General features: G+C 56.5%; 9 protein-coding genes and 2 pseudogenes. 4 read left to right on the forward strand and 7 right to left on the reverse strand.

The features are described 5' to 3' along the window. The first annotated feature begins 321 nt into the window (after positions 1-321). Positions 322-2,274: an EAL domain-containing protein gene (locus ABOK31_RS28975; RefSeq protein WP_174172553.1), complete on the forward strand. Its 1,953-nt coding sequence runs from the start codon at positions 322-324 to the stop codon at positions 2,272-2,274. 133 nt (positions 2,275-2,407) lie between these two features. Here the strand turns inward: ABOK31_RS28975 and ABOK31_RS28980 are convergent. The 4 genes and pseudogenes from ABOK31_RS28980 to ABOK31_RS28995 form a co-directional block, all read right to left on the reverse strand. Then, positions 2,408-3,179, reverse strand: a pseudogene (locus ABOK31_RS28980) (nucleotidyl transferase AbiEii/AbiGii toxin family protein). After that, positions 3,172-3,654, reverse strand: a pseudogene (locus ABOK31_RS28985) (transcriptional regulator). The pseudogenes ABOK31_RS28980 and ABOK31_RS28985 overlap by 8 nt, the downstream one beginning before the upstream one ends. Before the next feature lie 67 nt (positions 3,655-3,721). Then, positions 3,722-3,847: a sigma-70 region 4 domain-containing protein gene (locus tag ABOK31_RS28990; RefSeq protein WP_349962329.1), complete on the reverse strand. Its 126-nt coding sequence runs from the start codon at positions 3,845-3,847 to the stop codon at positions 3,722-3,724. Continuing rightward, positions 3,840-4,121: a sigma factor gene (locus tag ABOK31_RS28995; RefSeq protein WP_349962330.1), complete on the reverse strand. Its 282-nt coding sequence runs from the start codon at positions 4,119-4,121 to the stop codon at positions 3,840-3,842. The genes ABOK31_RS28990 and ABOK31_RS28995 overlap by 8 nt, the downstream gene beginning before the upstream one ends. A 784-nt stretch (positions 4,122-4,905) precedes the next feature. On the opposite strand from ABOK31_RS28995, the gene ABOK31_RS29000 reads away from it, so the two are divergent. Continuing rightward, positions 4,906-7,077, forward strand: coding sequence for an adenylate/guanylate cyclase domain-containing protein (locus ABOK31_RS29000; protein ID WP_349962331.1), 2,172 nt, complete (start codon positions 4,906-4,908; stop codon positions 7,075-7,077). Between the two features lie 106 nt (positions 7,078-7,183). Here ABOK31_RS29000 and ABOK31_RS29005 read toward each other — a convergent pair whose 3' ends face one another. Together ABOK31_RS29005 and ABOK31_RS29010 are read right to left on the reverse strand one after the other, a co-directional pair. Further along, positions 7,184-8,209 carry a FecR domain-containing protein gene (locus tag ABOK31_RS29005; protein ID WP_349962333.1) on the reverse strand — a complete coding sequence of 342 codons (1,026 nt, stop codon included), beginning with the start codon at positions 8,207-8,209 and terminating at the stop codon, positions 7,184-7,186. 370 nt (positions 8,210-8,579) lie between these two features. Continuing rightward, positions 8,580-9,494, reverse strand: a complete 915-nt coding sequence (locus ABOK31_RS29010) for a LysR family transcriptional regulator (protein ID WP_349962334.1) — start codon at positions 9,492-9,494, stop codon at positions 8,580-8,582. A 101-nt stretch (positions 9,495-9,595) separates the two neighbouring features. On the opposite strand from ABOK31_RS29010, the gene ABOK31_RS29015 reads away from it, so the two are divergent. Together ABOK31_RS29015 and ABOK31_RS29020 are read left to right on the forward strand one after the other, a co-directional pair. Next, entirely contained in the window at positions 9,596-10,234 is a 639-nt protein-coding gene (locus tag ABOK31_RS29015) for a DsbA family protein (protein ID WP_349962335.1), read from the forward strand. 25 nt (positions 10,235-10,259) lie between these two features. Continuing rightward, positions 10,260-11,156 carry an MBL fold metallo-hydrolase gene (locus tag ABOK31_RS29020; protein WP_349962336.1) on the forward strand — a complete coding sequence of 299 codons (897 nt, stop codon included), beginning with the start codon at positions 10,260-10,262 and terminating at the stop codon, positions 11,154-11,156. Positions 11,157-11,478: 322 nt separating this feature from the next. Here ABOK31_RS29020 and ABOK31_RS29025 read toward each other — a convergent pair whose 3' ends face one another. After that, on the reverse strand, positions 11,479-12,228 hold the full coding sequence (locus ABOK31_RS29025; RefSeq protein ID WP_174172558.1) for an SDR family oxidoreductase: 750 nt from the start codon (positions 12,226-12,228) through the stop codon (positions 11,479-11,481). Positions 12,229-12,374: the final 146 nt, after the last annotated feature.

Here is a 12,374-nt window from a genome sequence, read left to right on the forward strand (position 1 = left end):
CGACGATCGGCTCCGAATGCTCGTCCAATGGCTATGGTCTGCCAATTTTCCTCAAGGCAATCTCGCTGTCAGTGCTCGCGTGGCTAATCAACCGCCGCAACGTTCGGGGTCGCATCGGGTATCGAAGAGCACATTTGCCATATCAAACTTGGTGTAAACGCTAGGCTGCACAGCCCTTGCAAGAAAAGACCTTCTTCCGATCAGGATAACAAGGCATGCAGCCGACGGTTGAAGCAATTGTTTATTGATTAACCGTGTGCATTTCAAATAATGTAACAACATCTATGTTATTAATGGCGTCGTTACTCTATGAGCCGCGCTATGGAAATACTAAAAGCCAAACAGAAATTTCAGCAGTTTATGTCCATTCAGTCCGATAATCCGGATTTGCTGAAAGCTCAGTACCGCGCTTTCACCCGGCAGATGCCGATGATGTATTTAATCCTGATTTCGAGTACGTGGGCGCTTTCTATTACCCATATGCAATCAGCGCCGGCTTGGCTCACCGTTGGCATCCCTGCTTTTTTTACGCTCGGCTGCATGCTCAGGATCACATTCTGGTGGAGAACACGCAATGTCGATCCCCGGCCTGAGGTGGCTTACGCAGCGCTCGTCCGCACCAATCGCCTGGCTATTGGGATCGCCACTGCATTCACCGTTTGGTCATTTTTACTGGTGCCCTATGGCGATGCATATGCTCAATCTCATGTCGCCTTCTATATGGCGATTACAGTCATCTCCTGCATTTTCTGCCTGATGTATGTTCGCTCGGCGGCATTCATAGTCACTGTGATCGTCAATGGAGCATTCGTTTTATTTTTCGTGGCCTCAAGGCAACCGACTTTTATTGCGATAGCTATCAATGTGGTACTGGTCTGTGCGGGCATGATGTCGATTCTCCTGACAAACTACCGCAATTTCGAGCGCATGGTTATCTCGCAGCAACGCACAGAAGCACTTAGCAATGAGAATCTCTTGCTTGCGAATGTCGACAGCCTGACGGAATTACCCAATCGTCGCGCGTTTTTCACGCATCTGGAAGCCGAATTCGAAAGGGCCAAGGCCGAAAACACGCGACTGGCCCTGGGTGTCATCGATCTCGATGGCTTCAAGCCGGTCAACGACCTTTACGGGCACTCGGTGGGAGATAGGTTGCTGATCGACGTCAGCAGGCGCCTGACGACCAGCTTGAAAGCCAGTCGGGCGTTTCGATTGGGTGGTGACGAGTTTGCGATTGTCGCTCCGCTCGCGCCTGAAGATGCGCAGCTCGTCAAAAACGCGAATGCAATCTCCGAATGGCTCGGAGCGCCTTATCATCTGCCGGAAGGAACGGTGCACGTATCCGCATCGATGGGAATAGCAGTCTTTCCAAACCTCGCTTCCACTCTGGAGCAGCTTTTCGACAGGGCTGATTATGCCCTCTACCATGCCAAAAGAAACCGTCGCGGGGGCGCGGTTTTATTCGACGCTGAGCACGAAAAGCAGATCAATATAGAAGCGCGCATTGAGCATCTGCTCAAGCAAGCCAATTTGGAAGATGAGCTCTCGGTCATGTTTCAACCGATTGTGAGCCTGGGGAATGACCAAACGGTTGGCTTCGAGGCCCTGGCCCGCTGGCATAGCCCGGTTCTTGGGCAGGTCTCGCCCGCACAGTTCTTCCCCATTGCCGAACGGGCTGGCATCGTCAGTTCGCTGACGCGGCCGCTGCTTAAAAAGGCACTTGCCTTCGCATCGGAATGGGAAAAACCTTTGCGCCTGTCGTTCAACCTGTCGGCCTACGATCTCAACTCCAGCGAAGGAGTTCTGTCGCTGATCGCAATCATCGAGAGCAGCCGCTTTGACGCGAAGCGTCTTGATCTTGAAATTACCGAAACGGCCTTTACCCACGATTTCGAGCAAATCAAGTCGTCGGTCGAAATGCTGCGGCGCCTCGGTTGCGGCATTTCACTGGACGACTTCGGCACCGGTTATTCCAGCCTGACGCGGCTGCATGCTCTTCCTTTGACTAAGATCAAGATCGACCGCAGCTTCGTCACAGATTTGCACAAAAGGCCCGCCAGCTACAAGATAGTGAAATCTCTTCTCACGCTCAGCCGAGACATGGGTCTGGAATGCGTGGTTGAAGGTGTAGAAACACCCGAAGAACTTACCGCCCTTCGAGGGTTGGGAGGTACGCTGGTGCAAGGCTACCTCTATTCGCGGCCGCTAAGCGAAAAAGGCGCCGCCGAATGGTGTTTCACCGCCACACGGCAAGCAGGCTCACCAGCCAGCTGAACCGCGAGTATCTCCGACACATGCCGGAGATGGCATGCTCACGAGGGGATACGAACCGCCGACCCCGTTATTTACTTCGGCAGCGCAATCGACTTGTCATCGTTCCATGGCCCGACAGTGGTGACCAAAAAGCTCATTTGCCCAGCCTCACAGCCGCAACGGCGTGCGGCATCAGGAACGTGGCAATCTCCGCGATGACGTCGGTCAGATTGCCGGGTTCGTGTGCAACGCTTTCAACGAATGCGTGCCTACGATTGCACGCGCCAATCTGTCATCATTGAAATCGAATGATCTGCTGAGAACCATATATCGTAGAAGTCCTTCATCCGACTATTTGCACGCCCCAGCATGACCATCGCCTGGAACTTCTCGGCAATAACCGTCTCCCGTGCATAGGCTCGGAGCCGGGGCATCGGAAAACCCAGCATAGAAGGATAATCTAACATCTCCGCCCCAGGCTCGAGCGCATCGCCAAATCCGATGTCAATCGTCAGGGTGATCCGGGCGCCGCTGATTGAGGCGACCACCCGCAGCCTGAGCCCGCCATATTCCAGTCCCTCGCGAATGCGATCCACGCGTAAAGTTTCTGCGTCGAACGTGACGCCATCATCAGCCTGTTGCGCCAGAATCTCCCGAAAGGTCTTCAGCATCGGGTCCGGCTCGGGACTGCCGAAGCCCAAAAGGTCGAGATCACGCGTGCCGCGGTGTGGATCATCGAGCAGCTCATCATCAGCATCGCACCCTTCAGCACAAAACGGCCCGCAGGGGGTGACTGGCTGAGCCGGAATAGTAACCGCTCAAGCGCAAAACGCGTCAGAACCAAATCGAAGCTTTGCCCGCTTGCCTTGGCGAGTTGCAACAGGCGGGCGCGCCGAGGCGCCGAGATTTCTGATTTCTTTAGCCATTGGCGGTTCGTGCCTCGAGATACGGCCGGATCACCGTGCCAACACCACCGCGCTCAGCCTGATCAGCGATTTCGCCAGGAGTAGCCCTTCGTTGCCGCAGCGTCTCCTGCAGCCCCTCAATCGCCACGGATAGACCAATCTTGTTGCGATAGCGAAAGCGATAGGCAATCGTCTTGGCGACTCCAAAAATCTTCACCGGAACACCTTCAACGACACGGGTCTCTACGCTTTCGTTGAAAAGGCTGTCTGTGAAACGTACGATGCGTATAGCAGGGCCGTTCGGTTGTGGGGCCTAGTCGTTGCGGCCTATGGCAAACCAGATTTGCCTCGGGAGTTGATCCGTCAAGCCGTGGAAAGCGAGGGCCGAAACAAGACAGACAACGGCTTTCGGGACACGTTTGGCAATCTCTGCCAGACTGTGGTTGGCATCGAGCTCCGTATCGGGAAGTTGATAAAGACCGCGGGCAAGCCGCACGACCTAGCCATCCCGTTCCAGACGAGCGAGCGCGTCGCGGCAATGACCGATAACGAGTTTCACATCATTATACAGTATTGCGGGAAACATTCAGATGCTCGGCGATTTGCTGATAGGCCCAGCCATCGACATGCGACAACGCCCATACCGTTCGCGCCCGTACCGGTAGTTCGAGCAGAGCCTCTTCAAACAAGCGGGCGCTCCTGCTCGATCAATTCTTGTTCGGCAGAAGAAGCCTCCAGCGCAATGCTCTCGATGTCTTCCTGGCTGACCTCCGAGTTTTCAAGAGTTTGACGAGTTTTGCACCGACGGTTGCGATCAAGCGCCATATTGCCGGCGGTTTGATAGAGATAGCTCTCAAGGTACTCGATCGACGTGACCTCAAGCGCATTGTGCGCCTCGACATATGTCTCTTGCGCCAAATCCTCGCAGTTTGCGGATCGCGGACAATCCGCATCACTCTCCATAGGAGGGAACGTCGATGTATGGCGAAGATAGCGTTCAGCGCGGCTGACATGTCTACCGCCCTTCGAAGACCCATACCGATGATCGCCGGCTCCTGTCCCGACACATGCTATCGAGCACCGACTGCGATATGGCCTCCGGCATGTCAATGCGTTCGATCCTAGGATGTCGAGCCGGACGGTCAGGCAAGGATAGGAACTCCGACTGCATCTACCGGCAACCCCACCGTCCGGCCTCTGCCTTGGTTGAATAATTCGGTCGCAAACGTCTTTCAACAACCGTTCACTCGGTCTGAATGGGCGACCTCGCGGTGACGGGGTAAAATATGAGTATTACCGGCATGTTTTTCATATTTTTCAAGAGGAGCCGACAGTGAGGCTGAAAGCCTGCCAACAGTCACGAGTTCTCGCTTTTCTGCCTTCCGTTGCGATCTCATCACTCGAACCTCTCTCTTCCTGGCCTCCCCACATTAGCACATATGTGGGTATATGGCCGCCGGTACAAATACCTCTACAGCTCGGACAGCCATGCTTGATTCCCGGGCATGAACTCATGCCCGGGCTGAAGCGTCGGGTTTCGCGAAATCTTCCCTAATTTGCGGCATTGCCTCAGCTACCGCCGTGCAAGAATTCGGTTCCTTATCTCTTCGATATTTTGATCATTGCATCGTGCCCGGGAACAAGGCAGCGTATTCTTCCTTGTCGCAGCAGCAGACCAATAGTTTTTTGTATTTCTTCGAATCCTTACTTAATGCCAGGGATGCGGGACAAAGGGGCTGACGCCATCATGGTCACTCGTGCGCAGCAAATTGGCGTCGTTATCGGCCTGGCCTTCGTCACGGCATTGACGATCCTGCGGGCAAGCGATCCTCCGTTGCTAAGGCTCGCCCGCGATTTGACATTCGACCAGTATCAGCGCCTGGTGCCCCGGACGTTCGAGAACCAGCCTGTGCGGGTCGTCGACATAGACGAGGCGTCGCTGCGGGAGTTCGGTCAATGGCCCTGGCCAAGAAACCGGATTGCTGCCCTTGTGGACAGGCTTTCCGATATGGGCGCGGCTGCTATCGCCTTCGATGTCCTCTTCGCCGAGCCCGACCGCCTGTCACCACGCAATGTCGTTCGCGACGTCACCGGCGTTGCTCCCTCGCTGCTCGGCAATCTGCCGGATAATGATGAAATTTTTTCCCAATCGCTCGCGGGCAAGCCGGTGGTGCTGGGTTTCGGCCTCTCCAACGAGGGAAACTATCTGCCGCCGGTCAAGGCGGGCTTTGCCTATACCGGCGAAAGTCCTTTCGGAGCGCCGCCCGCGATCAAGGCCGCAACACCGCTGCAGCCGCAATTGGAAGCCAATGCCGCGGGCCTCGGCCATATCAGCCTTAATCCGGGTACATCATCGGCGGTGGTGCGCGCGGTTCCGCTTTTTCTCAGCGACGGCAAGCAGCTTTATCCCAGTCTAGCGCTTGAAGCGCTCCGTGTCGCGCAGGGAGCCTCCACCTACGTACTCGATGCGGCGCCAAACACGCCGAATACCCTCACCCGGGTCAAAATCGGCAATTTCGTGGTGCCTGTGACGGCGGCGGGAGAGCTCTGGCTCTATGTCAGCCCCGACACCGCGGAGCGGTATATTTCGGCAAGCAAGATACTCGCGACCGAAAGCCCCTCCTCCGATATCAGAACCGCCATCGAAGGCAGTATCGTCTTTGTTGGAACCTCCGCTTCCGGCCTCCAGGATGTCCGCACGACGGCCCTTGACGAGAATGTGCCGGGTGTCTCCATCCACGCGCAGATCGTCGAGCAGATCCTTTCAGGCCGCTTCCTTTCCCGGCCGGATTGGGCAGACGGGCTGGAAATCCTGTCCATCGCCGTCTTAGGCAGCCTTCTGGTGGTCGTCACCACCTTCGTCAATCCGGCCGCAGCCCTTGCCTGCGGCCTGTTGATTACGTTTTTTGCCCTTGTGGCCTCCTGGACTGCCTTTCTTTACGGGGGGCTTCTCTTCGACCCGCTGGCACCGATCGTTTCGGGATCGATCACGCACTTCGCTGCAACGGCATTCCGCTTTCTCGTGACGGATCGGGAGCGGCGCGACGTGCGGCGGGCTTTCGGCCATTACCTCTCTCCATCGCTGCTTCATCGCATCGAGCATACGCGCAATGCTCTGCGTCTCGGAGGAGACGAACGCGAGCTGACGGTCATGTTCGTCGACGTGCGAAACTTTACCCAGATCAGCGAGGAGATGAGCCCGAGCGCCGTCGTCGCGTTTCTGAACACGCTGCTCGATGCGCTCAGCCACCATGTCATCGCCAATGACGGCACGCTCGACAAATTCATCGGAGACTCGATCATGGCCTTCTGGAACGCTCCCGTCGATGTCTCCGATCATGCCGGCAAGGCCGTGCGTGCGGCTCTCGGCATGCGGGAAACTCTGGCCCGCCTCAATGGCAGCGATGCCTTCGGTTTCGGAGACGCGCGGCGGGTCGGAATAGGGATCGGCATCCACACGGGGCTTGCATGCGTCGGCAATATGGGGGCCGAGACCCGTTTCAATTACACGGCAGTCGGCGATGCCGTAAACATTGCCGCGCGCATCGAATCCGCCTGCAAGGATGTCAATTTCGACATTCTGGTGTCCGAACCGACGGCAGGCTCGCTACCCGATTGGGCTCTGCTCGAAGCAGGAGCGCTGACGCTGAAGGGTAAGAGTATGCGAACCAAACTCTTTGCGGTGGTCGGCGACGAGCGCGTGGCGAGATCCGCCGGATTTGTCGAACTGCAGACTACGCACAGGCAGCTTGTCGCCGCCCTAAGGATACGCTCGACAAGCAGCCGCAAACTCATCAGCGCCGCCAAACTCAAGGCGCAAGCCGCGGCAACAGGACTATTGCAGGATTTTTACAGCCAGATCTCGCGCCGAGGCGGACACTTCGTCGACGAGACTGCGGACAAGGCCGCCGATATCTAGCTGATTTTGCGTTTTACCTTTTTCAGGCAATCTCCGAGCCGCTCTATCTCGTTGTTTTCTCGCAATTCAGGACGGAAAGCCGCTGCACAGTTTTCCTGGAATTACCTTAGCGATGGTGATGTCCGCCGTCGTGATCGCCTTGATCATTATGATCACCGTCATCGCCTTCATTGTCCTGGTCGCCTCGATGATGATCGCCCCATCCGTGCTCGCCTCTGCCATGATGACGGTCGTGATGCTTGCCATCATCGTCGTCATGCTTATCTGGTTTGTCGGGCGTGTTTGATGGATTTGGGACATTCGGCGTGGTGGGAGTTTCCGTCGGTGTCGCCGGCGTTTCCGTATGTGGCGAATCCTGTGTGTTGGGTACGCTAGGCGTATCGGGCTGGGTCGGACTGGGATTATTCGCGGGAACGCTGCGTGGAGAGATCCCGTTGGGTTGGCCCCTCATCGCCGTCGACAGACCACAACCGCCGCCGCCGACAAAACCCATTCGTCCTGAAAGTTGCTGATCCCCGGACAGGAACGGCAGAGCCCGCTGGTTGCCCAGCGTTTTAAGAACGTCGCGATTGACCCGGCGAGGTTCGCTGATCTGACCGTTGCGTTTCGCAACGACGCAGTCGCATTGCTGTTTCAATTGCCTGCAGCCGCCTGCGCCGCAGAATTGCGCAGCGCCATTCAACAGAACGACAGCCGTCGTACCGTTGGCTCCGACATAAAAATCAAACGCGGTTCCGCGCACGCCGATCGTTCCGGCCGGCGTCACGATTTGATAGGCTGAGTGGCTCGAATTTCCGCTCATCCAGCGAAAACTGCCCTTTGCCGCATTTATGGTCAGCTTTTTCACTGCGCCCGAGTCATCGAAGACGAATTTGTCGATGGTAACGGACGATCCGGCTCCGACAGCGAGTCTGGTGCCGTCCCGAAATGTAAACTGTCCGAGGCCCGAAATCGAGGTGCGAATTTGCTCGTCCCGATGAACGGGATCATCGACCGCGAGCGGGCCGCCAGCACCCGTAACTTCGGTTTTAATCAACACCGCCTGGCCGACCTTCTCGGCGGCTTTCAAAGACAATGGTGCGAGCAGCATGGCGCTCAACACAACGGTCACGGCGTGACGGAAATAAAACACCACACCCTCCCCAAGCTTATTTATAATTTATCACAATATATTCTTGGATACAAATTACTATTTATAGTTCAAACTTCGTATATTTTTCTACTTTTGAATTAAAATTCGCCGAAACACGCACGCTTTCCACCAAAAGTATTATATACATATCTCCATAAAGAGAATTTATACAATAATTACAATGATGTGCATTACAGAATCTCTTCCTGGGCACTCGAAAATGGAGTGACGACCACTCAAAATTGCTGAGCTCGAAGAATTTGAGGCAGGTTCCGTACCGGCGCGACATGCACCAGATGTCAGCAGGATACGTTTCTCAGTTGCATTAGAATTTCATATACACCAAATCGCTAGATGTCGTCACACTGTTTCACTTAGATGCAGCATTCCGTCGCCTCTCGGCAGCCTGGATCATCTCGATGAATCTGCTTACCTTGGCGGGACGAAAGCGCGCGATCGGCAGTACCGCGTGAATGCCTCCAGCGGGCAGCGTCCACTCCGGAGCCAATCGCTGCAGGCGCCCGACCGCAATGTCGTCCACGACCATGTAGTCTGGAAACACCGAAACGCCCATGCCGGCCCTCACGCAGGCATAGGCGGACGGTGTCTTATCCGTCCGCACGGCGGAACGCATCTCGACGATCTCGGACTGGCGGCCCTCTTTCGAAAATACCCAGCGCAAAGGCTGACGTAGCACCGCGTTTTCGATCCAGGGCAAGGCCGACACGTCGGACGGTTCCATGGTTTTGGGAAAGCTTGCCGCCAGCTTCGGTGTCGCCACAAGGTACTGCTGGAATGTGCCGAGACGCCTGGCCTTGTTGCTCATATCGGTCAGCCAGCCGACCCTGATCGCCAGATCCAGTTGACCATTGGCAAGATCAATGACGCTGTCGTCGAATATGAGATCGACGCGCATTTGCGGGAAGCGTTCGCGGTAGGCTGCAACCACGGATGCAACGACTGCGGCGCCATAATCCAATGGTGCGGTCAGCGTCAGCGTGCCGGTTGGCTCGCTCGCGTGAAGAGACATTTCTCCGTAGGCTGCTTCCGCCTCCCGCAGGATAATGATGCAGCGGTCGTAGAACACCCGACCCTCTTCCGTCGCATGCAGCCGCCGCGTCGTCCGCATCAGCAATGAAACGCCGAGCTCCTCCTCCAGCCGCGCCACCTGATGGCTGACCACGGCCTTGGCGACGCCAAGCCGCTCGCCGGCCGCGGTGAACGACCCCGTCTCCACGACGGAGGTGAAGAAAACCAGCCTGTTGAGATTGAGAAGCTTGCTCATGCTATTGTCTGATTAATTCATACAGTCTGTATGATTGATCGATATTTTTCAAAGTGGCAAGAGCTGAGATGATCTGGCCTCACGAACCGAGGATACAATCCATGCTGGAATTGTCAGCCATCTATCTCTTCGACCCCTTATGCGGCTGGTGCTATGGCGCGAGCCCGATGATCGAGCGTCTGCGGCTGGCGGGCGTCGACGTCCACCTTCTTCCGACGGGTCTGTTTTCCGGAGCCGGCGCACGCGAGATGGATACCTCATTCGCGGCCTATGCCTGGTCGAACGATCAGCGCATCGAACGCCTGAGCGGCCAGCCGTTTTCCGAAGACTACCGCTCAAAGGTCTTGAACAAGAAAGGCTCGCTGTTCGATTCCGGCGCCGCCACGCTTGCCATCACGGCAGCGGGCCTTGCGGATCACCATAAGCGCTTCGATGCACTGCGCCTCATCCAGCATGCCCGATATGTGACGGGGCTGGACATCACCAGCGTGGCTGTTCTCGCCGATTTGCTCTCCTCCGGAGGATTTGGTGAGGCTGCCCGCAACTTGACCGAGGGTTCCAGCGACTTGCTCGAGGCCAATCGGCAACTCGTGGCGAAGGGACAGGATCTATTCCGTCGACATGGTACGAATGGCGTTCCGGCCCTGGTGATCGAAAGAAGCGGCCATCAGCACCTTCTCGACGCGAGCGCTCTTTTCAGCAGCTATGAGAACCTCATGGCGCATCTCCAGGCAGTATGACCCCACAAACGACAAAGGAACCAGCATGTTTACCAGACGCGATGTATTGAAACTTTCCCTGGCCGCCGGTGCCGTCTCGATCATTCCCCTCGCCGCCTCCCAGGCCGCAGGCTCGAAGCTCAACTGGCAATTCTTCCAGGCACCCGAGACAGGATTCCGCCGCACGCCGGTGCTGCTTACCGGCAAGAAGGAGGCGATCCTTATCGACGGCGGCTTCACGCTTTCGGATGGCCACGCCGTCGCGGACGCCATCAAAGCAACGGGCAAGCGTCTGACCACCATCTATGTGAGCTGCAACGATCCAGACTATTACTTCAGTCTCCGGCCGATCGTCGCCAACTTCCCCGATGCCAAGGTCATCGCCAAGCCCGTCACGGTTGCGGCCATCCATGCCAACGTCGAAGGCAAGCTTGCCACCTGGGGACCGCAACTGAAGGAAAACGGTCCGCAGAAGCTTTCGGACGTTGTCATTCCGGCAGCCTCGGACTTGAAGGCACTCGAACTCGACGGCGAGAAGATCGAAATCGTCGAAGTTCCAGACATGCATGATCGCCGCTACCTTTGGGTACCGTCACTCAAGGCCGTCTTTGGGGGCGTGCTCGTTTCCTCCGGGATTCACGTCTGGGTCGCCGACGAAGCCACGCCGGAAAAGCGACAGGCCTGGATCAAGGCCCTCGACGAAATTTCGGCTCGCAAGCCGAAGATCGTGATCCCTGCTCATCAAGCCGAAGGCGCGCCGCAGGGTCTCGAAGCCGTCAAGTTCACCCGCGACTATCTCGTCGCCTTCCATGAAGAGGAAGTGAAGGCCAAGGACAGCGCAGCTTTGATCGCGGCGATGACCAAGCGATATCCCAATCTCACCGACGTCGGGTCCCTCGAACTAGGCGCCAAGGTCGCAAAGGGCGAGATGAAGTGGGGATGATCTGAGCCACAAGCGACAGTGACTGTTCATTTTTGGCGGTCGCCGTCGTTTGAACAATTTCACTGGCCTGCAGCCGCTCCTGATCATCTTGGGAGGACTGCACGACCCGAACCGCAGTTCGAATTGACCGAGCCATCAACGAGGCTCTTGAAGGGATACGAACCGTCGATTCCTATTCGGATCTCCGTCCAGCGGTTGTGCCTTAAGCAGCACATTGCATTTAAATCATGCGATGCGCGAAGGTACATATTTAGAAAAGGCAGTCGTACATAGTAATACATCAGAAAGGCCCGGCGCTCCGGAAAAACGCCGAGCCACGTGATCAGACCTGGTTCCAGCCACCATCGACGCAGAGTTCGCTACCTGTCAGATAACTGGAATCATCCGAAGCCAGGAACAGGACAGCCTTGGCGATCTCATCGACGGTGCCACTGCGGTGCATTGGAATTTGTGCGTGCGCCTGGGCCCTCGTCTGTTCGATCATCTCCTCGCTCACTCCCGATTTCCGTGCTTGATCGGTATCGATGTAGCCCGGCGCCATGGCGTTCACCCGGATGCCCTTGTCGATGAGTTCAACAGTGAGCGACCGCGCCAGCGAGCGAATAGCCGCTTTGCCCGCTGAGTAGACACTGACGTACGGCATGCCTTTCGTAGTCAGGGTCGTTGTGTTGAGGACCACCGAGCCGCCGGACGTCATGAGCGGCAGGAGCTTTTGCACCGTAAAGTAAGTTCCCTTGAACGTGCATGCGATCGTGAAATCGAATTCTTCCTCGGACATGTATTCAAACATGTTCGGCCGTGCGGCCCCCGCATTGGCAAAGATGATGTCGACGCGTCCGTGCTTTCTCTCGACAAATTCGCGAAGCGCTTCGAGGTCTGCCATTTTGGAAATGTCGCTGCGGATGGCTTCGGCGCCGTTTCCGATGCTTTGTGCTGCGGCATCGAGCGTTGCCGGATCGCGGCCTGTAATCACAACCTTCGCGCCTTCGCGTGTGAACAGCTTGGCTGTCGCCAGCCCGATTCCATCGCTGCCGCCAGTTATAACAGCAACCTTCCCGTCCAATTTACCCATATTCGTCTCCAATTCGTCTTCGAAGGCGCCCGACATAAACCGCACTATTGCTGGAGTGGCGGGGCCGGAAGTTATATATGAAGCATCATTCAGGTTTTGGATTCGCTTATGGGAAACGACCTCCGACCACCGCTAACCCCCCGGAA

The organism is Rhizobium sp. ZPR4, from assembly GCF_040215725.1.
In the GTDB taxonomy this organism is placed as follows: Bacteria; Pseudomonadota; Alphaproteobacteria; order Rhizobiales; family Rhizobiaceae; genus Rhizobium; species Rhizobium rhizogenes_D.